The organism is Kaistia sp. SLG-1, assembly GCF_059699055.1.
The window spans coordinates 2,558,600-2,583,920 of record NZ_AP048544.1 but is presented as its reverse complement, the minus strand read 5'-3'; the positions used below and the strand labels follow the sequence as shown (position 1 = coordinate 2,583,920).

Here is a 25,321-nt window from a genome sequence, read left to right as displayed (position 1 = left end):
GCGGAGGCAGCATGAGTGACCTGAAATCCCACATCGCCAAGGTCGCCTCCGGCAAGTCGCTGGAGCGGGCCGAGGCGGAATCGGCCTTCGACGTGATCATGTCCGGGTCGGCGACGCCGGCCCAGATCGGCGGCTTCCTGATGGCGCTGCGCGTGCGCGGCGAGACCGTCGACGAGATCGCCGGCGCGGTCGCGACGATGCGCTCCAAGATGCTGCCGGTGGACGCGCCAGCCGACGCCATCGACATCGTCGGCACGGGCGGCGACGGCGCACACACCTACAACATCTCGACCGCCTCGGCCTTCGTCGTGGCGGGCGCGGGCGTGCCCGTCGCCAAGCACGGCAACCGCGCCGTCTCGTCGAAATCCGGCGCCGCCGACGTGCTGGCGGCACTCGGCGTCAATGTCGACATCTCACCGGAGGCGATTGGCCGATCGATCCGCGAAGTCGGCATCGGCTTCATGTTCGCGCCGATGCACCATTCGGCGATGAAGCATGTCGGCCCCGCCCGCGTCGAACTCGGCACCCGGACGATCTTCAACCTGCTCGGACCGCTCTCCAATCCCGGCGGCGTCAAGCGCCAGCTGATCGGCGTCTATTCGGAAGAATGGGTCGAGCCGATCGCCAAGGTGCTGGCGGCGCTCGGCTCGGAAAGTGCGTGGATCGTGCATGGCGCCGGTGGCGTCGACGAGATCACCACCGCCGGGCAGACCAAGGTCGCGGCGCTGAAGAACGGGCGGATCGAGACGTTTTCCATTGATCCGGTCTCGGTCGGGCTGCCCGTCTCGCCGATCGACGCGATCCGCGGCGGCGATGCCCAGTACAACGCGGCCGCGCTGCGCGCCCTGCTCGAAGGCGAGCGCGGCGCCTATCGCGACACCGTGCTGATGAACGCCGGCGCGGCGCTGATCGTCGCTGGCCGCGCCGAGACGCTGGCCGAGGGCGTCGCGCTCGCCGCAGCCTCGATCGACGAAGGCCGCGCGCATGAACGCCTCGATCGCCTCGTCGCGATCACGAACGGATAGAGTGATGACGGATATCCTGAAGAAGATCGAAGCGACCAAGCGCGAGGAGATCGCGGCCGCCAAGGCAGCAGTGCCTCGGGCCGAGATCATCGCCCGCGCGAAGGACGTTGCGCCGGCGCGCGGCTTCGCGGACGCGATCCGCCGCAAGCTCGCGGCCGATGAGCCGGCGCTGATCGCCGAGATCAAGAAGGCCAGTCCCTCAAAGGGGCTGATCCGCCCCGATTTTGACCCGCCGGCGCTGGCACGCGCCTACAAGGCAGGAGGCGCCGCCTGCCTCTCCGTGCTGACCGACACGCCCTATTTCCAGGGCTCGCCCGACTATCTGGTCGCCGCCCGCGAGGCCGTCGACCTGCCGGCGCTGCGCAAGGACTTCCTCTACGAGGACTACCAGGTCTACGAGGCGCGCGCCTGGGGCGCCGACTGCATCCTGATCATCATGGCCGGCGTCTCCGACGACGTCGCCGTGTCGCTGGAAGATACCGCCTTCGAGCTCGGCATGGACGTGCTGATCGAGGTGCATGACGAGGCGGAGCTCGAGCGCGCGCTGAAGCTGAAGTCGCCGCTGGTCGGCATCAACAACCGCAATTTGCGCACCTTCGAGGTCTCGCTCGAGACTTCCGAACGGCTTGCGGCGCTTGTGCCCGACGATCGGATCCTCGTCGGCGAGAGCGGCATCTTCACCCCGGCCGATATCGCACGGCTGCGGAATGTGCGGATCGACACCTATCTTGTCGGCGAAAGCCTGATGCGGCAGGAGGATGTCGCGGCCGCGACCGCGCAGCTTCTCGGCCGCGTCACGGCCTGAGCGTGAACGCCGCGATCCGCCCCGTACGGCCGGACGATGCGCCGGCGCTCCGTGCCGTCGAGCGCAATGCGGGCCAGCGCTTCCGCTCGGTCGGCCTCGAGGCGATCGCCGAGAACGAGCCGACGAGCGAGGCGTTCATCGCCGCCATTCTCGCCCACGGCGTCGCCTTCTGCGCCGCCGATAGCGAGGATGCGCCGATCGGCTTCGTGCTGGCGGGCCGGCTCGATCATGCGCTGCACATCTACGAGGTTTCGGTCGCCACGCCCTTCGGCGGGCAGGGCATCGGCCGCAGCCTCGTCGCCGCGGCCGAACAGGCCGCCCGCGAAAGCGGCATCGCCACGCTGACGCTCGCCACCTTCCGCGACGTGCCATGGAACCGGCCGTTCTATGAGCGACTTGGCTTCGTCGAGGTCGAGCCGATCGACTGGACGCCGGCCTTCCACCTGCTGCACGCAGCGGAGCGGCTCTCCGGCCTGCCGATCGAACGGCGCCTCTTCATGCGCAAGGAGATCCTCTGATGTCCCCTCGCCTCACCCATCTCGACGAGACCGGCGCTGCCCACATGGTGGATGTCTCGGAGAAGGACGTCACGACGCGCACGGCGATCGCGGAGGGCACCGTGCGCATGCAGGCCGCGACGCTGGAGCTGATCCGCTCCGGCACGGCGGCCAAGGGCGACGTCATCGCCACGGCGCGGATCGCCGGCATCATGGCGGCGAAGAAGACGCATGAGCTGATCCCCCTCTGCCACCCGATCATGCTGTCGAAGGTGACCATCGACATCGAATTCGACGCCGCGCTGCCGGGCCTCCGGGTTCGCGCGACCACCAAGGTGGCCGAGCGGACCGGCGTCGAGATGGAAGCGCTGACGGCCGTCTCCGTCGCCTGCCTCACCATCTACGACATGGCCAAGGCGGTCGATCGCGGCATGACGATCGGCGATATCCGGCTCTTGGAAAAGACCGGCGGCCGTTCCGGCGACTGGCGGGCCGACTGATGGCCGACAAGCTTCTCCCGGTCGAAGACGCCATCCGCCGCGTCGTCCAGGGCGTCGAGCCGACCGCTCCGGAGGACATCCCGCTCGCGGGCGCGCTCAACCGCATCCTCGCGTCGCCGCTTGCCGCGCTCCGCACCCAGCCGCCGGTCGACGTCTCCGCCATGGACGGATATGCCGTCCGTGCGACAGATGTCGCGAGCCTCCCGGCCACGCTGACGCTGATCGGCGCGGCGCCGGCGGGACATGCCTATGACGGTGTCGTCGGCGAAAGCCAGACCGTGCGCATCTTCACCGGCGCGCCGGTCCCGGCGGGCGCCGACGCCATCCTCCTGCAGGAGGACACGGTCGTCGAGAGCGATGGCCGGATCCGCGCGACCGAAGCGGTCAGGCCGGGGCAGCACATCCGGGCGAAGGGCCTCGATTTCATCGCCGGCCAGCCGATGCTCGCCGCCGGCACGCGGCTCGGCATGCGGCAATTGTCGCTCGCCGCCGCCCTCAACCACAGCCATGTCGCGGTCCGGGCCAAGCCGCTTGTTGCCATCATCGCCACGGGCGACGAGCTGGTGCCGCCGGGCTCGCCGATCGGACCCAACCAGATCGTCGCCTCGAACAGTTTTGGCATCGCCGGCCTCGTCGAAACGCTCGGCGGCGCGGTGCTCGATCTCGGCATCGTGCCGGACGATCGCGCAGCGCTTGCCGCCGCCATCGATCGAGCCGCTGCCAGCGGCGCCGACGTTCTGGTGACGCTCGGCGGCGCTTCGGTTGGCGAGCACGACATCGTCCGCGAGGTTCTGGTCGGGCGCGGCATGGAGCTCGACTTCTGGAAGATCGCCATGCGCCCCGGCAAGCCGCTGATGTTCGGCCGGATCGGCGCGATGCGCGTGCTCGGCCTGCCGGGAAATCCCGTTTCCAGCCTCGTCTGCGGCCTCTTGTTCCTGAAGCCGCTGATCCAGCGGCTGCTCGGGCTGGAACTCGTCGACGAGACCGAGGCGGCCGAACTCGGCGGGCCGGTTCGCGAGAATGACCGGCGGCAGGACTATGTCCGCGCCAGCCTCGTCGACCTCCCCGACGGCCGGCGGATCGCAACGCCGCTGCCGCGCCAGGACAGCTCGATGCTGTCGACTTTCGCCCAGGCGATCTGCCTGATCGTCCGGCCTCCTTTCGCCGCCGCCGAGCCGGAAAGCGCCCCCTGCCGCATCCTCCGCCTGCCCTAGGCGCCGATTCGGCAAAAATCAGCCTGAATTTTCATCGCAAACGCAAGACTCAATCTTCACAAGCTTAAATTCTGATCTAAGATGCGGCCGTCAAAATCCTCGGCTAAGGAACCGCGCCCGGTGACAACCGTTACCCCAGAGCGCAACGAGCCGTGGGGAGGTGTTCCATGGTCAAGTCGGTTGCCAGGCCGGCGGTTGCCAAGCCGTCCCTCGCCAAGCCATCTCTGGGTACGCGCACGCTTGAATTCGGATCGAGCTTCGCAGCGGGCGCGATGATGCTCTCGCGCATGAACTGCTCCGAGCTCTCGCGCTATGACGACCTCGTCTCGGACCTCTGCCGGCTGCGCGCGCCGCCGGGCGGTCCGTCCACGGAGCCCAAGGAAGCGACCCTGCCGCCGCGCCGGCGCTGGCGGCTTTGGGGCGTGACCAAGGTTCACAGCTCGCGTTAACGGCGCACCGTTCCGGTAGCCTTTCGTTAACCACCTGTCTCAGGCGGCGCCGACGCGCGTGTCGCGATCGCTCAGCGTCGTGTGCGCCCCGAAATCGAGATCGACGACGAGCGGCAGATGGTCGGAGGCGACGCGCGCCAGCGGCGTCCGGACCACCTCGACATTGCGGATCCGCGCCCGGCCACGCAGCCAGACATGGTCGATGCGGAGCGCCGGCAGGCGTCCCGGGAAAGTCGGCTTCGCCTTCCGCTCGCCCCAGGCCTTCTGGACGTCGATGAATTCGGAGGCGAGCCGCCGATAGGGCGCGAGGCCCGGTGGGGCATTGAAGTCGCCGAGGAAGACGACAGGGTCGCGGCACTCGGGATGGCCGAGCCAGTCCGGGCCGAGCAGCGTCGACAATTGCAGCATCTGCTCGTGCGGCCAGACGCCGAGATGGGTGTTGACCACCTGCACGTCGACGCCGCCGACATCGACCGACGCCCAGAGCGCGCCGCGCGGCTCGACCTTGATGCGGTCGTGGAAGCCCGGCAGGACATCCATCTTCTTCATCGTGTAGGGCAGCGACGTCAGGATGGCGTCGCCATAGTGCTCGTCCGGGCCGATCCGGGTGGACGGGTGGAAATGCGCGTCCATGCCGAGCAGATCGGCCAGGATCCGCGCCTGGTCGATCCGGCCGCTGCGCGGCCGTCCGACATCGATCTCCTGCAGCGCGACCACGTCGGGCCGGCAGCTCTCGATCACCTTGGCGATGCGCTCGGGCGACATGTGCTTGTCGATGCCGACACAGGCGTGAACGTTGTAGGAGAGGATGCGGATGGTGGTCATGGATTCCAGACTAACGGGCGCGCGGGACAAGGCAACTCACCGTTTCTCCAACCTGTAGACATCGCGCGAGTTCCCCCGTCCGCTCAAGCCGATAGTCGACGGCGGCCGCCGCTCCCGGTCAGGCCCGGCGGCGATGGATCGCCGCGCCCAGCGCCGCGACCCAGGTCCGCGCCGGCTTGAAATCCGGCTCGGGATTGCCCGATTCGAGTTCGCCGATCAGCGCCTTCAGCTTCGCATCGATGACGTCGAGTGTCTCGCGATCGTACTTGTCGGTGGCGGCATCCGCCTCGACCTCGCGTCGGATGACGGCGAAGGCTTCCTTCCAGCTCTCCGTGTCTTCGACCGAAGCGCCCGGCTGCAACGCATTGTGCAGCGCGCCGAGGAGTTCCAGAACGTCCATCTCATCCATTACCTGCTGGTTCCGATGGCCTTCTTATCCATCGGTCGCCCGCCGTCATCAAGTCCGGAGCTTCGCCGGCTAGGGCGCGAGCGGGAAGCGTTACCCCTTGCCTCTCCCCGAGGGAGGCTCCTTGAAAACACCGAAGGTCGCCAAGCGATCCAAGATCTAACGGCAGTGCTCCGTCGCCCCGGCGGAGGCCGGGGCCCATGAACACCAGCCAGGAAAGCGTGGCTCAGCCTATCGGCCATAGGCCTGTGCGTCTGGATCCCGGCCTTCGCCGGGATGACGGCGGAGGGTAGCAAAATCCGATCAGCACAACGAAGCCGATGTTGCGCGAAGGCCTCCTCAGTGTCTGGCCCATCATTCCCGCGTGGCCCCTCACCTCTCCCTCAGGGAGAGGTGAAAGAACAGGGCCTTGCATCATGGGCAGAACACTCGCCGCTATTCCGCGGCGACATCCAGCTGGAAAGCGCCATCGTCGCCGGGACGGCCGACGCTGACATAGCGGAAGCCCTCGCGCACCACATCGTCGTGGCGATAGATGTTGCGAAGGTCGACCATCAAGGGCGTCTTCATGACGGCCTTGAGCCGCTTCAGGTCGAGCGCCCGGAACGTGTTCCATTCGGTGACGATCACCAGGGCGTCGGCATCGGCCGCCGCGTCATAGGCGTCGGTGGCATAGGTGACGTCGGTGAGCAGCTGGCGCGCCGGCTCCATGCCCTCGGGGTCATAGGCCGAGATCGTCGCGCCGGCGTCCTGCAGCGCCTGGATGATCGACAGCGACGGCGCCTCGCGCATGTCGTCCGTGTTCGGCTTGAAGGTCAGGCCGAGCACGGCGACCTTCTTGCCGCGGATGTCGCCGCCGCTCGCCTGGATCACCTTGCGGGCCATGGCCCGCTTGCGCTGGTCGTTGATCGAGACGGTGGTCTCGATCAGGCGCAGCGGCGTGCCGTGATCCTGCGCCGTCTTGACGAGCGCCAGCGTGTCCTTCGGGAAGCAGGAGCCGCCATAGCCGGGGCCGGCATGCAGGAACTTCGAGCCGATGCGGTTGTCGAGGCCGATGCCGCGCGAGACCGCCTGCACGTCGGCGCCGACGCTCTCGCACAGGTCCGCCATCTCGTTGATGAAGGTGATCTTCATCGCGAGGAAGGCGTTGGCGGCGTATTTGATCAGCTCGGACGAACGGCGCGAGGTGAAGAGAATCGGCGCCTGGTTGAGATAGAGCGGCCGGTAGACCTCCGACATCTCCGCCTTGCCGCGCTCGCCCTCGACGCCGACGACGATGCGGTCCGGCCGCTTGAAGTCGTTGATCGCCGCGCCCTCGCGCAGGAATTCGGGATTGGAGACGACGGCGACGTCGGCGTCGGGATTCGCTTCGCGGATGACGCGCTCGACCTCGTCGCCGGTGCCGACCGGCACGGTCGACTTGGTGACGACGACGGTGAAGCCCTTCGCGGCCGCGGCGATCTCGCGGGCGGCGGCATAGACATAGGAGAGATCGGCATGGCCGTCGCCCCGGCGCGACGGCGTGCCGACGGCGATGAAGACGACATCCGCCGCGCCGACCGGCTCGGCGAATTCGGTGGTGAAGGAGAGGCGGCCGGCGCGGACGTTGGAGGCGACCAGGTCTTCGAGCCCGGGCTCGAAGATCGGGATCTGGTTGCGCTTCAGCGCCTCGATCTTCGCCGCGTCCTTGTCGATGCAGATGACATCGTGGCCGAAATCCGCCAGGCACGCGCCGGACACCAGCCCGACATAACCAGAACCGATCATCGCGATGCGCATGTCGACGCCTTCGAGTTTCTCATGAATAGGGACATGGGTTCATTGTAACCGAGGAATATGGCGCGTTCATAACCCATTCGGGCGATCTCCAACGCTGGAATTCGAACCGGCAAGCTGCAATCGCGATAAATCCGTGGACCGATCGACCTTCCCCGCCCGCCGGACTATTGACCCGCCCCGCCGTGGCGACTAGGTTCCGCCCCAATTCGAGGCGCTGCCTCGACGAGCCCGTAGCTCAGCCGGTAGAGCACGTGACTTTTAATCATGGGGTCTCGGGTTCGAATCCCGACGGGCTCACCACTCCCCTGATGTTTCGACGTTCCTGGCGCCAAGGCAGACCGGCCTGGCCGCCAGCGCCAATCTGCCCCGCCGGAGCGCGCGGCGCGAGCCGGGGAATCACCCATTTCGCGCGAAGCGTCGCGGCAAAGGGGCCATCCCGATGACGATCCTGATCTATGTCGCCGCGGGTCTTGCCGAAATCGCCGGCTGCTTCGCCTTCTGGGCCTGGCTGCGCCTCGACCGCTCGATCTGGTGGCTGGTGCCGGGCGGCCTGTCGCTGGCGCTGTTCGCCTATCTGCTGACGCTGGTCGACAGCGCCGCGGCGGGACGCGCCTATGCCGCCTATGGCGGCATCTATATCGCGCTGTCGATCCTGTGGCTCTGGATCGTCGAGGGCGCCCGGCCCGACCGCTGGGACATGACGGGCGCCGCCATCTGCCTGGCCGGCGCCTCGATCATCCTGTTCGCGCCGCGCGGCTGAGGGCCTTCCCTCAGCGTGCCTGGGGCGGCTTCCTCAGCGTGCCTGGGGTGCCTTGCCGTTCGACTTGAACGAGCCGGTGAAGCGGCCTTCGGCGGTGTCGGCCGTGCAGCTGACAATCGCCGGCTTGCCGGAATACGGGTCGCTGAACTTGCAGACGCCGGATTTCGCCTTGAGCACCTTCGGCTCCTTGCCGGAGCGGACACTGACCTCGACCACCGGCACGCCGGCGATGCCGGTCTTGGTGTCGCCCGCGAGCTTGGTCGCGTCGCCGGTGAAGCCGATCAGCGTCTTGCCCTGGGTGAAGATGAACATGACGACGCCGCCGGGCAGCGGCGCGCTCGCCACCTCGTTCTTGCACTGCTTGGTCGCGTCCTTGCCGGCGACGACCAGCTTGTCGCACTTGCCGGCGCTGACCATGACGGGCGGCGCGGTCGGCTTCTGCTGCGCGTGGCCGACGGCAGGCAGCGCCAGCATCAGGGCGGCGGTGGCGATCAGGCTCAGCTTCTTCATCAATTCGTCTCGCTACGATTCTGGCTCCGTCCGCAGGCCGGACGGGAGGCGCAAGGAAAAGTCCCCCATCCCTTCCTAAGCAGCCGGAACTGATTTGCACAGGTGCGGATTGCACGGCTGCGTCAAATCAGTCCCCGCCGTTCGAGGGCGATCCGTCCGTCACTCCACCACATCGGGCGCCGACTTCAGCGGCTGCGTGTTCCGGAGCAGGAAGACGAGCGGCATGATCAGGATGGTGATGAACATCATCAGGCGGAAATTGTCGGCATAGGCGATGGTCGCCGCCTGCAGGTCGATCAGATCGTTCAGGTTCGCCTTGCCGGCCAGCGTATCGAGTTGCAGCCCCGGCCCGAGCTGCTGCACGGCGCGGCTATAGGGCGAGACGTCGGCGGCGAGCCCGGCATGCACGATCGCCGTGTTGCGCGTCAGCAGGAAGCTCGTCACCGAGATGCCGACGCTGGAGCCGACATTGCGGACCAGACTGTAGAAGCCGGTGCCCTGGGTGCGCAGGTCGGCGGCGATCGTCGCGAAGGTGACGGTGCTGAGCGGCACGAAGACGAAACCGAGGCCGAAACCCTGGATCAGGCCGGTGGTGATGATCGTCGTTTGCGAGATGTCGGGCGTGAACAGGCTCATCTGGTAGAGCGCGACGGCGGTAAGGCCGAGGCCGGTCAGGAGCAGGTAGCGCGTATCGACCACCGACATCAGCCGCCCGACGAGCAGCATCGCCGCCATGGTGCCGATGCCGCGCGGCGCCAGCACGAGGCCGGCGGTCAGCACGGGATAACCCATCAGCCGCTCGAGATAGGGCGCGAGCAGCGCCAGCGTCGCGAGCAGCACGGCGCCGACGACGAAGATCAGCACCTGCCCCATGACGAAGTTGCGGTCGGCGAACAGCCTCGGATCGAGGAACGGCTTTCGCGCCGTCATCGTGTGGACGATGAAGAGATAGAAGCCGAGGATGGCGAGGGTGAACTCGAACTTGATCTCGGTCGCCTGGAACCAGTCGAGCTGCTCGCCGCGATCGAGGAACAGCTGCAGCGCCGCGATGGCGATGCCGAGCGTGGCGAAGCCGAACCAGTCGAGCCGCGCCTTGGCAGAGCCCGTCTTGCCTTCCAGGAAGCCGAACGCCAGGAGCAGCGCCAAGATACCGAACGGCACGTTGACGTAGAACACCCAGCGCCAGTCGTAATATTGCGTCAGCCAGCCGCCGAGCGTCGGGCCGAGGATGGGGCCGAGCATGACGCCGAGGCCGAAGATCGCCATCGCCTGGCCGCGCTGGCGCAGCGGATAGGTGTCGAGCAGCACCGCCTGCGACAACGGCACGACCGGTGCGCCGAACGCGCCCTGGATCATGCGGTAGATTACCATCTGCTCGATCGACGTCGCCGTACCGCACAGCATCGAGGCGACGACGAATCCGGTGACGCAGACGATGAACAGCTGGCGCCGGCCGAAGCGCGCCTCGAGCCAGCCGGTCGCCGGCGTCAGGATGGCGGCGGCGACGATGTAGGAGGTGAGCACCCAGTTGACCTGCGTGCTCGTCGTCGCGAGGCTGCCCTGCATATAGGGCAGCGCGACATTGGCGATCGTCGAATCGAGCGCCTGCATCAGGGTCGCGACCATCACGCAGATCGTGACGGCGACGCGCCTCGTGCCTGTCGCCGGCGTCGCGGCGATGTCGGACATCAGTAGATCCCCACCATGCTGGCGAGATCATGCCAGAGGGTGCCGAGCGTGCGGCGATAGCCGGTGTCGATCGAGACCGTGGCGCTGGCGCCGTCGCGCAGCACGACGTTCGGATCGGTCTTGGTGATCTTGAGGCGCACGGGCATGCGCTGCACCACCTTGACCCAGTTGCCGGAGGCGTTCTGCGCCGGCAACAGCGCGAAGACGGATCCGCTCGCCGGCGAGATGCTCTCGACCTCGGCCTCGATCGGCTGGTTCGGATAGGAATCGAGGACAACGGTGGCAGGGTCGCCGACCTTGATATGGGTCAGGTCGGTTTCCTTGATGTTGGCATCCACCCAGCTATCGACGCCGATCAGGCTGAAGGCGGCCTGGCCGATGCTCAGGAAGCTGCCCGGCTGGATGTTCTCGACCTGGGTCACCGTGCCGGCGAACGGCGCGAAGACCTGCGTCAGGCGGACATTGCGCTCAGCCAGCTCGACCTGCGCCTTCGCCGCTAGATAGGCCGAATGCTGCTCGATCGGCTTGTCGATGCTGCCGCCGAGCTGGGCCAGCGTCGCCGCCGCGCCGGACTGGGCCGCGAGCTGCGCCTGCTGGGCGACCCGCAGCTCCCGCTGCGCCTGGTCATAGGCGGCGCGGGTTTCGACGCTGTCCTTGACGAGCGCGTTGATGCGGTCGAATTCCTGCTGCGCGAAGGTCACGTCGGCCTTGGCCTGCGCCACGCTCGCCTGCTGCTGGTTGTAGGTGAGGATCAGGCCCTGCAGCTTCTCCTGCACCTGGACGAGCTCGGCCTGGGCCTGATCGAGCGCGATCTGGAACGGCTGCGCATCGATCTCGAACAGAAGATCGCCCGCCTTGACCAGCTGGTTGGGGCCGACCGCGACGCGCGTCACCTGCCCGGTCACCTGCGGAACGATGGTGACGTCGGCGGCGCCGACATAGGAATCGTCTTCCGACACATATTGCCCGCCGGTCAGGTACAGCCAGAGCCCGAGGACGATGGCGACGATCGGGCCGCCGAGCAGCAGCGTGCGCCGCAGGGTCGGATGCTTCGGCTTCTGGCCAAGTTCAGCAGCAGGTACGGGCGCTTCCACGGTCGTTCTCCAGCGGTCATTCCGGCAAGGCGCATCCGCCCGGGTCCGGATTCACATAGCGAAACGGATCGAGCCGGCGGCCGCAAGGCTCGGCGCGGATCCGAAATCAGGGTTTCGGCGAAGCGCGCCGAGCGAGGGAGGGAGTCGGCCGGATCATGCCGTCAGCCATACCCCGCGGCAGGACGCGCCGCCGGAAGCAGGTGTCCCTGCGAGGATAGGATGTCAGACTTACTTTTTACAACCCGTGACGGAACGAAATCCAACAACATGTGGCTCGGTCACGGGGGCTTCCGAGCGAACAGCATGGGCGCGCCGAGGAACTCCCTCTTCCGCGCGCGGCAGAGGATCCGTCCCGCAGGCGAAACCTAGAACGCGCGGAACGTCATGATCGTGCGCGTATCGCGGATGCCGTCGAAGCGCTGCACCGATTCGGTGACGAAATGGCCGGGGTCGGCGTCGTCGGGGAGGTAGAACTTGACCAGAAGGTCGAACTCACCGGCGGTCGAATAGATCTCGGAGGCGATCTCGGCATCGGCGATGGCGTTCGCCACCTCGTAGGCGCGGCCGAGATGACATTTGATCTGGACGAAAAGAGCTCGCATCGGGGCCTCCGGCAGCGCGTGATGTGAGGACGGGATAACAGGTCCGGTCCCCTCCCCGCAATGCGTACGCGTGATCTCCCGCCCCGCCTGCCTGCAGTTTCGACGCGCCTCGCGAAGCCGTGAAACCTTGTCGTCGCGCCCGGCGTAGCTACTTCAACAAGGAGCCTTTCGCGCCGCCGCAGCGCCGGAGAGCCTGACCATGACCCGTATCGCCTTCACGATCGTCTTCCTGATGGCCACCGCCCTGTTCTCGTCGGTGGCGATCGCCGCCGAGCCGAGCGTCGCCGACAAGGGCGCGCTGAAGCAGCTGGTGCAGGGCCAGCTTGACGCCTTCCAGCGCGACGACGGCGTCGCCGCCTATGGCTATGCCGCGCCGGGCATCCAGCGCATGTTCCCCTCGCCGGACATCTTCCTCGGCATGGTCCGCGAGGCCTATCCGCCGATCTACCGGCCGCGCAGCATCGCCTATGGCGAGATCGCCGACAGCCCGATCGGCCTCGTGCAGAAGGTCTATGTGACCGGTCCGGACGGCAAGAACTGGATCGCGCTCTACCGCTTCGAGAAGCAGCCGGACGGCAGCTGGAAGATCGCCGGGTGCACGCTGATCAAGGACACGGCGCCGACCATCTAGAAGTCCCCCTCCGCCCCTATCGCTCGATGCGGACCGCCGCGCGCTTTTGCGCGCGGTATCGGCGGGGATCGCTTGACCTACCCTAAGGTGATGGAAAGGATACGCTGCAACCCACCGAATCGGAGATCTCGGGCAAATGGATTTGACGTTCGCGATCAAGACCTTCTCAGCTTTGTTCGCGATCACCAATCCGATTGCGAGCCTGACGATGTTCCTCTCGCTCACAGGCGGAATGACGCAGGACGAGCAGCGTCGGACCGCCATCCTCGTCACCATCACGGTCGCGATCGGCAGCCTGATCTCCGCCGCGGCCGGCACGGCGATCCTCGGCTTCTTCGGTCTCGACATCAATCACTTCCGCCTCGCCGGCGGCCTGATCGTGCTCCTGATCGCCCTCGACATGCTGAACGGTGACGACAGCCCGACCCGGGCCGGATCGGACCAGGAGCAGAAGACCTACAAGAGCGCCAGCAACGTCGCCTTCTACCCGTTGAGCATCCCGCTCCTGCTCGGCCCCGGCACGATTTCGGCGCTCGTCGTCTTTTCCCATGAGGCGCAGGCGGGCGGCAAGATCGTCGCGTTCTCGGCCGGCCTCGTCGCCGTCATCCTCCTGATCGGCGGGCTGCTGCTCACCGGCCCGTTCATCGCCCGCATCGCCTCGCCCACCGTGCTGAGCGTGACCAAGCGGCTGATGGGCATGATCCTGGCCGCCATCGCCATGGAGATGCTGGTCGGCAGCCTCACGGCGCTGTTCCCGGGCTGGGCGGGCTGACGGGCGGGCGCGACGGCCGCCTCACCCTCGCCGTCATCCCGGGCTTGACCCGGGATCCATTCGGCCGGGTTGCTCCCGCGCGAAATTCCCAAGACCTCGGATGGATAGATCCCCGCCTTCTCGGGGATGACGGCGGAGATCGCTTCGCGGCGATCGAGCCTGAGTGAGGCGGCGCGATCGAAGAACGCGGTCCCGGCCCCCTCAGAGCGCCGGGATGTCGCCCCTCGCCCAGCCTTCCTTGGTGGCAAGGCGGAAGTCCTCGAAGCGCTGCTCGTCGATCGCGGCGCGGATGCCGGCCATCAGCGTCTGGTAATAGGCGAGGTTGTTCCACGTCAGAAGCATCGCCGCCAGCGTCTCGTTCGCCTTGAACAGGTGATGCAGATAGGCGCGCGAATAGTCGCGGCTCGCCGGGCATTCCGACGCCTCGTCGAGCGGGCGGTGGTCCTCGGCGTGGCGGGCGTTCTTCAGATTGACTTTGCCGAAGCGGGTGAAGGCGAGGCCGTGCCGTCCGGCGCGGGTCGGCATCACGCAGTCGAACATGTCGACGCCGCGCGCGACGGATTCGAGGATGTCGTCCGGCGTGCCGACGCCCATCAGGTAGCGCGGCTTCTCTTCCGGGAGCTCCGGCGTCGTCACCATCAGCATGTCGAGCATCACGGCCTGCGGCTCGCCGACCGCGAGGCCGCCGATCGAATAGCCCTTGAACTCCATCGCCCTCAAAGCCTGCGCGCTCTCGACGCGGAGCCGCGGGACGTCGCCGCCCTGCACGATGCCGAAGATCGCCTTGCCCGGCTGGTCGCCGAAGGCGGCCTTGGAGCGTTCGGCCCAGCGCAGCGACAGGTTCATCGCGCGCTCGATCTCCTTCTCGGAGGACGGCAGGGCGACACATTCGTCGAGCTGCATCTGGATGTCACTGTCGAGCAGGCCCTGGATCTCGACCGAGCGCTCCGGCGTCAGCTCGTAGCGACGGCCGTCGATATGGCTCTGGAAGGTGACGCCGTGCTCGTTGAGCTTGCGCAGCTGCGCCAGCGACATGACCTGGAAGCCGCCGGAATCGGTCAGGATCGGGTGCGGCCAGTTGGCGAAAGTGTGCAGGCCGCCGAGCTTGGCCACCCGCTCGGCGCCCGGCCGCAGCATCAGATGATAGGTGTTGCCGAGGATGATGTCGGCGCCGAGCTCGCGCACCTGGCCCGGATACATCGCCTTGACCGTGCCGGCCGTGCCGACCGGCATGAAGGCGGGCGTGCGGATGTTTCCACGCGGCATCGATATCTCGCCGCGTCGCGCCATGCCGTCCTTGGCGAGCAGGGTGAACTGGAATTTCTCGGTCATTCTGTCTCGTTCGGGAAAAGCAGCGACGCGTCGCCGTAGGAATAGAAGCGGTAGCCGGTCGCGATGGCGTGCTCATACGCCGCCCGCATCGTCTCCAGCCCCGCGAAGGCGGAGACGAGCATGAAAAGCGTCGAGCGCGGCAGGTGGAAATTGGTCATCAGCAGGTCGATCGCCCGGAAGCGATAGCCCGGCGTGATGAAGATCGAGGTAGGCCCGTGGAACGGGCGGATGATCTTGTCCTCGCCGGCGGCGCTTTCCAGCAGCCGCAGCGACGTGGTGCCGACGGCGATGACGCGATTTCCCCGCGCCCGCACGGCGTTGAGCGCATCGGCGGTCGCTTGAGAGACCTCGCCGCGCTCGGCATGCATCTTGTGCTCCGCCGTGTCGTCGGCCTTCACCGGCAGGAAGGTGCCGGCGCCGACATGCAGCGTCACGAAATGCCGCTCGACGCCGAGCGCATCGAGGCGCGCGAAGAGGTCGGGCGTGAAATGCAGGCCGGCGGTCGGCGCCGCCACGGCGCCCTCCTCGCGGGCATAGATGGTCTGGTAGTCCTGCCGGTCCTCGTCGTCCTCGATGCGCTTCGAGGCGATATAGGGCGGCAGCGGGATGTGGCCGACTGAGGCGATCGCCTCGTCGAGGATCGGGCCGGAGAGATCGAAGGCGAGCACGACTTCGCCGGCGTCGCCCTTCTCGGCAACGGTCGCGGCGAGGCCGGAGATCAGGCAGGCGCGATCTTCCGTCTCGCCGAACTGGATGCGGTCGCCGAGCTGCAGCTTCTTGGCGGGCCGCACGAAGGCGCGCCAGCGGTCGGCCGCTTCGCGCATGTGCAGCGTCACGGCGATCCGCGCCGAGACGCCGTCGCGGACGCGCTCGCCGAAGAGCTGGGCCGGGATCACCTTGGTGTCGTTGAAGACGAGCGCGTCGCCGGGACGCAGCATGTCCGGCAGCTCGCGGACGATGCGGTCCTCGAGGGGCTGTCCCGGCTTGACCACGAGCAGGCGCGCGCTGTCGCGCGGCCGGGCCGGACGCAGGGCGATGTTTTCCTCGGGGAGATCGAAATCGAAAAGGTCGACGCGCATTCACTCGTTCCGTCTTTGCGCGCCCTTCCTAACGGTCGCAGGCTCCGATCTCAACCGCAGACACGGCGGCTCAACGCCGCGAGGCTCGCCAACAGACGAGCGAGCCGCCGGTGACGAGCACCGCCCCGCCCCAGAAATTCACGCCCGGCAGCATGTTGAGCAGGAAGCTGGAGAGCATGACCGAGAGCAGCGGCGTGAAATAGGAGGCGGTGGCGAGCAAGGTCAGGTTGCCGTGGGTGACTCCATAGGTCCAGGCGGAATAGGCGAGCGTGGTCAGCACGCCGAACAGCAGCGCCATGGAGAGGCCGCGCAGGTCGAAATGCAGCGGCGGCTGGTCGCTGGCGAAATAGTAGATCCAGAGCAGCGCCGCCGTCAGGAGCAGCAAGGGCGGCACGGCGCTCCGCCCGCCCGACATGCGGCGTGTGAAGATGGTGTAGAGCGGCCAGGTGACGGCGGCGGCGAACGCCATCAGATACGGCGCCGGATTGCCGGAAACATTGCCGATCATCGCATGCAGCGAGACGGCGCCGCCGCCCGAGGAGGCGAGGACGACGCCGGCAAGGCAGAGGATCACGCCCGGCACGATCCGGAAATCCGCCCTCGCCTCGCCGACCCAGACGGCGAAGGCGATGGTGAAGCAGGGCCAAAGATAGTTGACCATGCCCACTTCGATCGTCTGGGTCCGGTCCTGGGCGAAGCCGATCGCTAGCGCCAGCGCGATCTCGTAGGTGACGAACATCGCGCCGCCGAGCAGGAGGTAGCGGCGTGAATGGCCGCGAAAGGCGGCGCGGCCGCCATAGAGCGTCGCGACGATGCCGCTGAAGGTGAAGATCAAGGCGGAGCCGCCGACGGCGCCGAAGGTCTCCGAAATATTGCGGTAGAGGCCGACGGTCGCGCTCCACATCAGCACGGCGCTGACGCCGATGAGCGTGGGCGGATCGATCCTCGCGCGCGGAAAGCCCGCCACCGAGACGCCGAGCATATCCATCTTCCCGTGAAAGCGTATGGCGCGGTGTTTCGATCGGCCAGACGGCAGCGCCGCACCATCCGGCGGGAAGACGTGCGGCGTCGCTTCCCGATCCCAAACAGGAAACGCCCCGGCGAAACACCGGGGCGTGCAGAAAAGCGTGGCGGCCGGACGTCCCGGCCGCGAATTCCAGAGGCCGATCAGGCCGCGTCGGCAGCGACCTTCAGCGAGACGATCTTGTCCGGGTTCTGGACCGGCTCGCCGCGCTTGATCTTGTCGATGTTGTCCATGCCTTCGACGACCTGGCCCCAGACGGTGTACTGGCCGTCGAGGAAGCGGGCATCGCCGAAGCAGAGGAAGAACTGGCTGTCGCCGGAATCCGGGTTCTGGGCGCGGGCCATCGAGGCGGTGCCGCGGACATGCGGCTCACGCGAGAACTCGGCCTTCAGCTTCTTGCCCGAACCGCCCATGCCGGTGCCGGTCGGATCGCCCGTCTGGGCCATGAAGCCGTCGATCACGCGGTGGAAGACGATGCCGTCATAGAAGCCCTCGCGGGCCAGTTCCTTGATGCGCGCGACATGGTTCGGCGCGAGGTCCGGACGCAGCGCGATGATCGCCGTGCCCTGGGTGGTCTCGAGGATGAGGGTGTTCTCCGGGTCCTTGATGTCGGCCACGGTAGTCTCCTTCTGAAGGGCCGCGCCGGAAGGCGGCGCGGCAAGAGCCGACTTGCTTTCGAGTCGGCGGCCTGGATGGGCGTCGACGCTTACTTGGCGTCGGCGGCGATCTGCATCTTCACGATCTTGTCCGGGTTCGCCGGCGGCTCGCCCTTGGCGATCTTGTCGACGAACTGCATGCCGTCGACGACTTCGCCCCAGACGGTGTACTGGCCGTCGAGGAAGCCGCCGTCGGCGAACATGATGAAGAACTGCGAATTGGCGGAATCGGGGTTCTGCGAGCGCGCCATGCCGAGCGTGCCGCGGGCGAAATGCGCCTTCGAGAACTCGGCCTTGATGTCGGGCTCCTTCGAGCCGCCCATGCCGGTGCCGGTCGGGTCGCCCGTCTGGGCCATGAAGCCGTCGATCACGCGGTGGAAGACGATGCCGTCATAGAAACCCTCGCGGGTCAGCTTCTTGATCTGCGCGACATGCTTCGGAGCGAGGTCCGGCCGCAGCTTGATCACGACGCGACCATCCTTGAGGTCGAGATAGATCGTGTTCTCGGGGTCGAGCTTCTCGCTCGCGGCCTGGGCCGGCGCGGCGATGAACAGGAAGGCGGCGGCGATGGCCGCCATCAGGCCTAGGAATCGGGTCACGAGGATCTCCGGTCTGGAACGGGGCCGCCTGTCGCGGCGGCCTCAGGAACTGAATTTTTGTGTCAGCTTTCGGGCAACCCCTGCGGGAACGAAGGCTGACGCATCGCCACCCATCTTGGCAATCTGGCGCACCAGTGTCGCGGTGATATGACGTGTCGCCGGCGTCGCCGGCAGGAAAACCGTCAGAATCTCCGGCGCCATGGTGCCGTTCATGCCGGCGAGCTGCATCTCATAGTCGAGATCGGTGCCGTCGCGAAGACCACGGATGATCACGGTGGCGCCACATTCGCGCGCCGCGTCGACGGTCAGCCCGTCGAAGGCGATCACGTCGACGCGCCCCTCGCTGTCGTCGATCTCGGCGACCATCTCGCGGATCAGCGCGACCCGCTCCTCGAAGGAGAAAAGCGGCGCTTTGCCTGGGTGCACGCCGATCGCCACGACCAACCGGTCGGTGACGGCGAGCGCCGCCTGCAGCATGTCGCGATGGCCGTGGGTCGGTGGGTCAAACGACCCCGGATAGAAGGCGATGCGCGCCATGATCACAACTCGCTCCCGGATCGATCTCGGATTCTCACGCAGGCTTTACGAAGCGTAAGCCAGCAACATCAAGGAACCAACTTCCCAAGCCCGCATTGCCTCCCCAGATGAACAGTCAATGAACAGCGGCTTGTGATGCCGTTCATAGGCAGAAGAGCATGTTGCGTTCAAGTTCCGGCGCAACAAGACAGAGGGGAGCCGATCCATGACGACGTGGTTCCACACCACCATCCTCGCGACGTGCGCCGCAGCGACGATCGCCGTCGGATTTGCCAGCGCCGCCGTCTATTCCGACCGGGATGTGCCGGCAGCCAAGAAGGCAGACCGCCTGTCGATCGCGACGCCGCTTCCCGAAGCGCGCATGATCACGGTCGTGGACCGTCAGGAAGGCGTCTCCGTCATCACCCGCGTGCCGGTCCCCGGCGCGAACTGAGGGTTTCCCCTCCCCCAGGAACTACCGTTCATCTCTGACCTCACGAAAACGCCGGCCTTTACCCCGAGGCCGGCGTCTTCATTTTCAGGCTCACCCTCTCCCGCATGCGGGAGAGGGTCGAGGGTCTTGCCTAGGCCGCCGGCGGCGTCTCGTCTCCGGCTTCTTCTTCCTCGGCGTCCGTCAGGCGGTCGACCGAGACGACCTTCTCGCTGTCATGCGTGTTGAACACGATCACGCCCTGCGAGCCGCGGCCGACGATGCGGATCGGCTTGTCGCCGCCCACCGGCATGCGGATCATCTGGCCGCCATCCGTCACCAGCATGATCTGGTCGCTGTCGTCGACGGGGAAGGAAGCGATCAGCTTGCCGTTCCGCTCGTTCACCGCCATCGCGACGATGCCCTTACCGCCGCGTCCGGTGATGCGGTACTCGAAGGACGAGGTCCGCTTGCCGTAGCCGTTCTCGGAAATGGTGAGAACGAACTGCTCGGCGGCGCTCATCTCGGCGTAGCGCGGCTGCGGCAGCGTGTCGTTGCCGGGCGCCTCGTCGGCGTCGTGCTCGATGACCGTCGCATCCTCGACTTCACCGCGCACGGCGCGACTCATCTTCAGATAGGCCGAACGCTCGTCGCCCGAGGCGTCGAAGTGGTGCAGGATCGCCATCGAGATGATGCGGTCGCCCTCGGCAAGCGAGATACCGCGCACGCCGGTCGAATCGCGCCCCTTGAAGACGCGGACGTCGGTCACGGCGAAGCGGATGCACTGGCCGTCCGCCGTCGTCAGCAGGACGTCGTCATGCTCGGAGCAGAGCTGCACGTCGACGATCGCGTCGTCCTCGTCGTCGAACTTCATGGCGATCTTGCCATTGCGGTTCACCTGGACGAAGTCGGACAGCTTGTTGCGGCGAACCGTGCCGCGCGTCGTCGCGAACATCACGTCGAGCGTCGCCCAGCTCTCCTCGTCCTCGGGCAGCAGCAGGATCGAGGTGATCCGCTCGCCGTCCTGGAGGGGCAGCAGGTTGTTCAGGAACTTTCCGCGCGCCTGCGGAGCGGCCAGCGGCAGGCGCCAGACCTTCATCTTGTAGGCAATGCCGCGCGACGAGAAGAACACCACAGGCGTATGCGTGTTGGTCACGAACAGGCGGGTGACGAAATCCTCGTCCTTGGTCGCCATGCCCGAGCGGCCCTTGCCGCCGCGATGCTGGGCCCGGTAGGTCACCAGCGGCACGCGCTTGATGTAGCCCTCGTGGCTGACGGTGACGACCATGTCCTCGCGCTGGATGAGATCCTCATCCTCGAAGTCGACGCCGCCGTCCAGGATCTCGGTCTTGCGCGGCGTGGCGAACTCGTCGCGGACGGCGATCAGCTCGTCCCGAACGATGCCGACGATGCGGGCGCGCGAGCGCAGGATGTCGAGGTAGTCGGTGATCTCGAGGCCGAGCTTGTTCAGCTCGTCGGCGACTTCGTCGCGTCCGAGAGCCGTCAGGCGCTGCAGGCGGAGATCGAGGATCGCGCGGGCCTGCACTTCCGACAGCCGGTAGGTATTGTCCTCGGCCAGCTTGTGGCGCGGGTCGTCGATCAGCGCGATCAGCGGCGCGATGTCGACCGCCGGCCAATGCCGCTCCATCAGGCGCTCGCGCGCCGTCGACGGATCGGGCGCGGTGCGGATCAGCTGGATCACCTCGTCGATGTTGGCGACGGCGATGCCGAGACCGACCAAGACGTGGGCGCGGTCGCGCGCCTTGGCGAGCAGGAAGCGCGTGCGCCGCGCGACCACTTCCTCGCGGAAGTTGACGAAGGCCTGGATCAGGTCCTTCAGGTTCATCAGCTGCGGCTTGCCGCCCGTCAGCGCCACCATGTTGACGCCGAAGGACGTCTGCAGCGGCGAGTAGCGGTAGACCTGGTTCAGCACGACATCGGCGACGGCATCGCGCTTCAGCTCGATGACGACGCGCATGCCGAGGCGATCGGACTCGTCGCGGATGTCGGAGATGCCCTCGATCCGCTTGTCGCGGACGAGCTCGGCGATCTTCTCGATCATCGTCGCCTTGTTCACCTGGTACGGGATCTCGTGAATGACGAGAGCCTCGCGCTCCTTGCGAACGGTTTCGACGGTGACACGGCCGCGCATCAGCACGGAGCCGCGGCCTTCATGATAGGCGGCGCGGATGCCGGCGCGGCCGATGATCAGGCCGGCGGTCGGGAAGTCCGGCCCAGGGATGATGTCCATCAGCTCGTCGATGCTGATGCCCGGATTTTCCAGATAGGCGATGCAGCCGTCGATGACTTCGCCGAGATTGTGCGACGGAATGTTGGTCGCCATGCCGACGGCGATGCCGCCGGCGCCGTTGACAAGCAGGTTCGGGAAGCGCGCCGGCAGGACGACGGGTTCGCGTTCCGAACCGTCGTAGTTGTCCTGGAAGTCGACGGTGTCCTTGTCGATGTCGTCGAGCAGGGCATGCGCCGGCTTGGCGAGGCGCACTTCGGTGTAACGCATGGCGGCCGGGCTGTCGCCGTCGACCGAGCCGAAGTTGCCCTGGCCGTCCGCCAGCATGACGCGCATGGAGAAATCCTGCGCCATGCGAACCAGCGCGAAGTAGATCGAAGCGTCGCCATGCGGATGGTACTTACCGATCACGTCACCGACGACACGGGCCGACTTGCGATACGGCTTGTTCCAGTCGTAGCCGTTCTCGTTCATCGAATAGAGGATGCGGCGGTGAACCGGCTTGAGGCCGTCGCGCGCGTCCGGAAGCGCACGGCTCACGATCACGCTCATCGCGTAATCGAGATAGCTCCGCTTCATCTCATCGGTGATGGAGATCGTTTCGAAGTCGGAAGGGCGGCCGTCGCCAGGTTCGTCGGGGCGAGGCGGCTCGTTGATATCGGACAAGTATTTTTTCCGGAATCAGTTTCGGTTGGGAACATCATAGGGCCAGCCTGTGGCAGCATCAAGGAATCCCGCCGAAACCGCTGGATTCTCGGCACTTTGATGCCCTGACCGACGATTTGCCGCACGAGGTCGCCGCCGGCGGTGTTCCCACTGGCGAAGCAGCGCGTCGCCTGTCACCATTGGGGCCATTCCCGCCGCCGCAGGGGGCCTCGTTGCTCGACTATCTTCTGAACGCGCTGGTTACCCTCTTCGTCACCATCGACCCGATCGGGCTGGCGCCGATCTTCGTCGGGCTGACGCGCGGCATGACGCGCGACCAGCGCCGGCAGACGGCGATCCGCGCCACGCTCACGGCCGCCGTCATCCTCTACGCCTTCGCGCTGGTCGGCGAGGGCCTGCTCGGCTTTCTCGGCATTTCGCTGCCGGCCTTCCGCATCGCCGGCGGGCTGATGCTATTCTGGATCGGCTTCGAGATGGTCTTCGAGCGGCGCGACCAGCGCAAGATGGCCAACGCCGCCAAGGCGATCGAGGACGAACGCGTGCACGAGCCCGCGGACATCCATCACCTGGCGATCTTCCCCCTCGCCATTCCGCTGATCGCCGGCCCGGGCGCGATCTCGGCGACCATCCTGATCGCCGCCTCGGCGCCGAGCACGCTGGGCGTCGTCGGCCTGCTCGTCATCGTTGGCGCGCTGGTCGGCGCCTGCCTCGCCGTCTTCCTGCTGGCCGGCCCGCTGGACCGCATGCTCGGCAATACCGGCCGCATCGTGCTGACGCGGCTTCTGGGCGTCCTGCTCGCCGCGCTCGCCGTGCAATTCGTCGCCGACGGCGTCACCGAGATCGTCCGCGCGGCGACCGCCACCGGCGGCTGACCGAGCCCCGCGTTCACCGTGATTCGCGAAAGCCAGTATCCAATTCCGCGGCGCGGATCTAGAACAGCGAGATGCTCAAGCAGGCGCCACCAGGACCCCCCATGGCAAAATCAGGCCGCGCAGGCACTCCCACCGATTTGACCGCCGCGCAATCGGTCGACACCGCCATCATCGCGATCCTGACCGAGCGCCAGACGGAGCTGGTGGCGACCTTGCGGGCGACACTCGACCGGCCCGCGCCGGACGAGGTGCATGCGCTTCGGGTCGCCTTGCGCCGGCTGCGCGCCGCGCTGGCCCTGTGCGGGCGATGGGTCGGGGCCGACGTCTTCAAGGCGCTGCGGAGCGACGCCCACGACCTCGCGGCGGCGCTCGGCCGGGCGCGCGACTGGGATGTCCTCGTCACCGAGACGCTGCCGCGCCACGCCGACGAACTGGCGGGGGTGGCCAATCTTTCCGCCCTGATCGAGGAAGCCAACGCCGCGCGCAACGAGGGCTACCGGCAGATGCTCGCCCGGCTCGACGGCCCGCTGCCGCAGAAGCTGCTGCTCGGACTGGCGCTGCTGCTGGCGCAACCGCCCTGGCGCGCCGGCGGAGCCCCCGCGCCAAAACGCCTGGCCGACAAGCTGAAACCACGCGCCGCCCGCGAGCTGTCGCGCGCCCAGCGCCGGCAGAAGCGCCATGGCAAGCGGATCACCGAGCTTTCGGACGAAGAGCGGCACCGCGTGCGCATCGATGCCAAGCGCCTCGGCTACACGATCGACTTCCTGGGGCCGGTCTGGCCCAAGCGGCGCAAGCGCCACGCCTATCGCGCCCATGTGAAGGGCCTGCAGACGGCGCTCGGCGCGCTGAACGACCTCAGGACCACCCGGCGCCTGCTCGACCAGATCGCGGCGGAGACGCCCTCGCCCGCCGTGCACCAGGCGATCGGCGCCGTCCTCGGCTGGTCGGCCCGCGACAAGCGCGAACAGCTCGAGGTGCTGGGCGAGCTGTGGCGGCGCTTCCGCTCCACCAAGCCGTTCTGGTAGCCGCCTTCTCCGGTCACCGCCCATCCCGGCAGCCGCCACAGAGACGTGAAGATCGGCCGTCCCGCCTGCATGCTACGCTTGCATGGCGCCGCGCCTCTCTCGCGGCGGTTCGCAGCCTGGGAGGACGGCCATGTTCATCGCGCGCTGGCAGATCGACGCCCGCTTCGGGCACAAGCAGGAAGTCCTGGAACTGATGAAGGAATGGGAGCGCGACATCGGCGCCAGTTCCGGCCTGGATCTTGACCGCTCCTCCTTCGTCACCGGATCGATCGGGGCGCTCGAAGCCACCATCGAGAACAATCTGACGGTGGAGAGCCTCGCCGAGCTGGAGCGATTCTTCGAGACCATTGGCAAGAACCCGGCCCATGCCGCCTGGGGCAAGAAGCTGGAGCCGCATGTCGTTTCCGGCACCTCGCGCTGGAGCATCTTCCGCGTCGTGCCGATGCACTGAGATCCGCTTCAGATCTCCTCATACGGCACGACCATCCGCCGCAGCGGAATGAACCGCCTGCGGATCTTTCGCGGGATCCCGACGATCTGGCGGCCGATCCGGCGCAGCTCGCGGCGATACTTGGCTGCGCGGCTGAGCACCGGGCGCTGCGGCGGCACCCGCGTGATCAGCGTGTCGTGCACGGGGATCCGCCCCTCATTGTGCGCCAGCCACTGCTCCTGGATGCAGGGCGCCGGCACCATCTGCATCACCTTCGCCTTGAAGCTCCCATCCGTCTCGAAATCGAACAGGGCCCAATCGACCGGGACGGTGTAGCTCTCGGTCAGCTTCAGAAGGCGGGCGGCCCAGCGCCGCGAGATGATGTATCCGGCCGATCCCCAATGGGTCGAGCGAAGCCGATGCAGTCGGTAGCCATGCGCCGGGTACCCCTTCGGCTCGATCGAAACGGCCTTGTTGAACGTCTCCAGCTTGACGACATCCGTGCCGGACGGGATCCAGTCATCCGACGCCAGCAGCGTCGGGATCACCGGCGCCAGCAGCACGTCGTCCTCGAAGACGGCGAGCCATCGGTCGCCGCTCTCCACCAGCTTCAGCCAGGCCTGGCGATGGCTCTCGAAGCAGCCGACCTCGCTGGGCGTCAAAAGGCCCGGCGTCGTGGTGATCGTCGACGCGTCGACGGCGGCGAGGCGCTCGAAGGAAAAGCCGAGCCGGTCGGCCTGCTCGCGGAACGCCATCAGTCGCCCCGGCGAACGGTCCAGATTGATCACAAGCGCCCGCATCAAGCCTCCCAGAGGAAGACCGGTTTCAGGCGGGCGCACGAAATCTGTTTGGAAAGCTACGCCCTGAAACCGGCATGCATGAGAAC

The 25,321-nt window shown here is 67.1% G+C and carries 28 protein-coding genes and 1 tRNA gene; 14 read left to right on the top strand and 15 right to left on the bottom strand.

The genetic code is table 11. The features are described 5' to 3' along the window. The first annotated feature begins 11 nt into the window (after nt 1-11). The 6 genes from trpD to AC6HZP_RS11635 all read left to right on the top strand — a co-directional run bounded on the left by trpD (nt 12) and on the right by AC6HZP_RS11635 (nt 4,490). On the top strand, nt 12-1,025 hold the full coding sequence (trpD, locus tag AC6HZP_RS11660) for an anthranilate phosphoribosyltransferase (RefSeq protein WP_497526677.1): 1,014 nt from the start codon (nt 12-14) through the stop codon (nt 1,023-1,025). 4 nt (nt 1,026-1,029) lie between these two features. Further along, the gene (gene trpC / locus AC6HZP_RS11655; protein ID WP_497526676.1) at nt 1,030-1,830 is read left to right on the top strand and encodes an indole-3-glycerol phosphate synthase TrpC; all 801 of its coding nucleotides are present in this window, start codon (nt 1,030-1,032) and stop codon (nt 1,828-1,830) included. 2 nt (nt 1,831-1,832) lie between these two features. Next, entirely contained in the window at nt 1,833-2,348 is a 516-nt protein-coding gene (locus AC6HZP_RS11650) for a GNAT family N-acetyltransferase (RefSeq protein WP_497526675.1), read from the top strand. Next, a complete protein-coding gene (gene moaC, locus AC6HZP_RS11645; protein ID WP_497526674.1) occupies nt 2,348-2,827 on the top strand; it encodes a cyclic pyranopterin monophosphate synthase MoaC in 480 nt (159 codons plus the stop codon). The genes AC6HZP_RS11650 and moaC overlap by 1 nt, the downstream gene beginning before the upstream one ends. Continuing rightward, nucleotides 2,827-4,041, top strand: a complete 1,215-nt coding sequence (locus AC6HZP_RS11640; protein ID WP_497526673.1) for a molybdopterin molybdotransferase MoeA — start codon at nt 2,827-2,829, stop codon at nt 4,039-4,041. Before moaC ends, AC6HZP_RS11640 begins: the two co-directional genes overlap by 1 nt. A gap of 167 nt (nt 4,042-4,208) precedes the next feature. Further along, nucleotides 4,209-4,490: a hypothetical protein gene (locus AC6HZP_RS11635; protein WP_497526672.1), complete on the top strand. Its 282-nt coding sequence runs from the start codon at nt 4,209-4,211 to the stop codon at nt 4,488-4,490. 39 nt (nt 4,491-4,529) lie between these two features. Here AC6HZP_RS11635 and AC6HZP_RS11630 read toward each other — a convergent pair whose 3' ends face one another. The 3 genes from AC6HZP_RS11630 to AC6HZP_RS11620 all read right to left on the bottom strand — a co-directional run bounded on the left by AC6HZP_RS11630 (nt 4,530) and on the right by AC6HZP_RS11620 (nt 7,500). Then, on the bottom strand, nt 4,530-5,315 hold the full coding sequence (locus AC6HZP_RS11630) for an endonuclease/exonuclease/phosphatase family protein (RefSeq protein ID WP_201403706.1): 786 nt from the start codon (nt 5,313-5,315) through the stop codon (nt 4,530-4,532). A 118-nt stretch (nt 5,316-5,433) separates the two neighbouring features. Further along, complete coding sequence (locus tag AC6HZP_RS11625; protein WP_497526671.1) at nt 5,434-5,724, bottom strand: hypothetical protein; 291 nt, start codon at nt 5,722-5,724, stop codon at nt 5,434-5,436. A gap of 432 nt (nt 5,725-6,156) precedes the next feature. Beyond that, on the bottom strand, nt 6,157-7,500 hold the full coding sequence (locus tag AC6HZP_RS11620; protein WP_497526670.1) for a UDP-glucose dehydrogenase family protein: 1,344 nt from the start codon (nt 7,498-7,500) through the stop codon (nt 6,157-6,159). 224 nt (nt 7,501-7,724) lie between these two features. Between AC6HZP_RS11620 and AC6HZP_RS11615 the strand changes: the two genes are divergently transcribed. Continuing rightward, a tRNA-Lys gene (locus AC6HZP_RS11615) sits at nt 7,725-7,800 on the top strand. A 139-nt stretch (nt 7,801-7,939) separates the two neighbouring features. Further along, nucleotides 7,940-8,260: a YnfA family protein gene (locus tag AC6HZP_RS11610; protein ID WP_497526669.1), complete on the top strand. Its 321-nt coding sequence runs from the start codon at nt 7,940-7,942 to the stop codon at nt 8,258-8,260. 33 nt (nt 8,261-8,293) lie between these two features. On the opposite strand, the gene AC6HZP_RS11605 is transcribed toward AC6HZP_RS11610, so the two are convergent. The 4 genes from AC6HZP_RS11605 to AC6HZP_RS11590 all read right to left on the bottom strand — a co-directional run bounded on the left by AC6HZP_RS11605 (nt 8,294) and on the right by AC6HZP_RS11590 (nt 12,155). Next, nucleotides 8,294-8,770, bottom strand: coding sequence for a hypothetical protein (locus tag AC6HZP_RS11605; protein WP_201403702.1), 477 nt, complete (start codon nt 8,768-8,770; stop codon nt 8,294-8,296). Nucleotides 8,771-8,929: 159 nt separating this feature from the next. Continuing rightward, nucleotides 8,930-10,459 (bottom strand): DHA2 family efflux MFS transporter permease subunit, encoded by a 1,530-nt coding sequence (locus tag AC6HZP_RS11600; RefSeq protein ID WP_201403701.1) that lies wholly within the window; start codon nt 10,457-10,459, stop codon nt 8,930-8,932. Continuing rightward, on the bottom strand, nt 10,459-11,553 hold the full coding sequence (locus AC6HZP_RS11595) for an HlyD family secretion protein (RefSeq protein ID WP_497526668.1): 1,095 nt from the start codon (nt 11,551-11,553) through the stop codon (nt 10,459-10,461). The genes AC6HZP_RS11600 and AC6HZP_RS11595 overlap by 1 nt, the downstream gene beginning before the upstream one ends. Before the next feature lie 365 nt (nt 11,554-11,918). Next, nucleotides 11,919-12,155, bottom strand: a complete 237-nt coding sequence (locus AC6HZP_RS11590; RefSeq protein WP_018184528.1) for an Lrp/AsnC ligand binding domain-containing protein — start codon at nt 12,153-12,155, stop codon at nt 11,919-11,921. Nucleotides 12,156-12,354: 199 nt separating this feature from the next. On the opposite strand from AC6HZP_RS11590, the gene AC6HZP_RS11585 reads away from it, so the two are divergent. Beyond that, nucleotides 12,355-12,786 carry a DUF4864 domain-containing protein gene (locus AC6HZP_RS11585; RefSeq protein ID WP_201403699.1) on the top strand — a complete coding sequence of 144 codons (432 nt, stop codon included), beginning with the start codon at nt 12,355-12,357 and terminating at the stop codon, nt 12,784-12,786. A gap of 136 nt (nt 12,787-12,922) precedes the next feature. Next, nucleotides 12,923-13,558, top strand: coding sequence for a MarC family protein (locus AC6HZP_RS11580; RefSeq protein ID WP_497526667.1), 636 nt, complete (start codon nt 12,923-12,925; stop codon nt 13,556-13,558). Nucleotides 13,559-13,759: 201 nt separating this feature from the next. On the opposite strand, the gene tgt is transcribed toward AC6HZP_RS11580, so the two are convergent. From tgt to coaD, 6 genes are all read right to left on the bottom strand, one after another. After that, the gene (tgt, locus tag AC6HZP_RS11575; protein ID WP_497526666.1) at nt 13,760-14,890 is read right to left on the bottom strand and encodes a tRNA guanosine(34) transglycosylase Tgt; all 1,131 of its coding nucleotides are present in this window, start codon (nt 14,888-14,890) and stop codon (nt 13,760-13,762) included. Continuing rightward, complete coding sequence (gene queA, locus AC6HZP_RS11570) at nt 14,887-15,969, bottom strand: tRNA preQ1(34) S-adenosylmethionine ribosyltransferase-isomerase QueA (protein WP_497526665.1); 1,083 nt, start codon at nt 15,967-15,969, stop codon at nt 14,887-14,889. Before queA ends, tgt begins: the two co-directional genes overlap by 4 nt. Before the next feature lie 70 nt (nt 15,970-16,039). Continuing rightward, nucleotides 16,040-16,957: an aromatic amino acid DMT transporter YddG gene (gene yddG, locus AC6HZP_RS11565; RefSeq protein ID WP_497526664.1), complete on the bottom strand. Its 918-nt coding sequence runs from the start codon at nt 16,955-16,957 to the stop codon at nt 16,040-16,042. A 179-nt stretch (nt 16,958-17,136) separates the two neighbouring features. Then, nucleotides 17,137-17,610 carry a peptidylprolyl isomerase gene (locus AC6HZP_RS11560; protein WP_371812984.1) on the bottom strand — a complete coding sequence of 158 codons (474 nt, stop codon included), beginning with the start codon at nt 17,608-17,610 and terminating at the stop codon, nt 17,137-17,139. 89 nt (nt 17,611-17,699) lie between these two features. Further along, nucleotides 17,700-18,227, bottom strand: coding sequence for a peptidylprolyl isomerase (locus AC6HZP_RS11555; protein WP_201404428.1), 528 nt, complete (start codon nt 18,225-18,227; stop codon nt 17,700-17,702). A 63-nt stretch (nt 18,228-18,290) separates the two neighbouring features. Further along, nucleotides 18,291-18,785, bottom strand: coding sequence for a pantetheine-phosphate adenylyltransferase (coaD, locus tag AC6HZP_RS11550; protein WP_497526663.1), 495 nt, complete (start codon nt 18,783-18,785; stop codon nt 18,291-18,293). 205 nt (nt 18,786-18,990) lie between these two features. Here coaD and AC6HZP_RS11545 point away from each other — a divergent pair, with 205 nt between their 5' ends. Then, a complete protein-coding gene (locus tag AC6HZP_RS11545) occupies nt 18,991-19,218 on the top strand; it encodes a hypothetical protein (protein ID WP_201403693.1) in 228 nt (75 codons plus the stop codon). Nucleotides 19,219-19,348: 130 nt separating this feature from the next. Here the strand turns inward: AC6HZP_RS11545 and gyrA are convergent, their stop codons facing one another. Continuing rightward, nucleotides 19,349-22,021 carry a DNA gyrase subunit A gene (gene gyrA, locus AC6HZP_RS11540; RefSeq protein ID WP_497526789.1) on the bottom strand — a complete coding sequence of 891 codons (2,673 nt, stop codon included), beginning with the start codon at nt 22,019-22,021 and terminating at the stop codon, nt 19,349-19,351. A 299-nt stretch (nt 22,022-22,320) separates the two neighbouring features. On the opposite strand from gyrA, the gene AC6HZP_RS11535 reads away from it, so the two are divergent. From AC6HZP_RS11535 to AC6HZP_RS11525, 3 genes are all read left to right on the top strand, one after another. Beyond that, a complete protein-coding gene (locus AC6HZP_RS11535; protein ID WP_497526662.1) occupies nt 22,321-22,980 on the top strand; it encodes a MarC family protein in 660 nt (219 codons plus the stop codon). A gap of 101 nt (nt 22,981-23,081) precedes the next feature. Further along, nucleotides 23,082-24,005 (top strand): CHAD domain-containing protein, encoded by a 924-nt coding sequence (locus AC6HZP_RS11530; RefSeq protein ID WP_497526661.1) that lies wholly within the window; start codon nt 23,082-23,084, stop codon nt 24,003-24,005. 130 nt (nt 24,006-24,135) lie between these two features. Next, nucleotides 24,136-24,456, top strand: a complete 321-nt coding sequence (locus tag AC6HZP_RS11525; RefSeq protein WP_201403689.1) for a hypothetical protein — start codon at nt 24,136-24,138, stop codon at nt 24,454-24,456. Between the two features lie 8 nt (nt 24,457-24,464). Here AC6HZP_RS11525 and AC6HZP_RS11520 read toward each other — a convergent pair whose 3' ends face one another. Then, nucleotides 24,465-25,235 (bottom strand): glycosyltransferase family 25 protein, encoded by a 771-nt coding sequence (locus AC6HZP_RS11520; protein WP_497526660.1) that lies wholly within the window; start codon nt 25,233-25,235, stop codon nt 24,465-24,467. Nucleotides 25,236-25,321 lie beyond the last annotated feature (86 nt).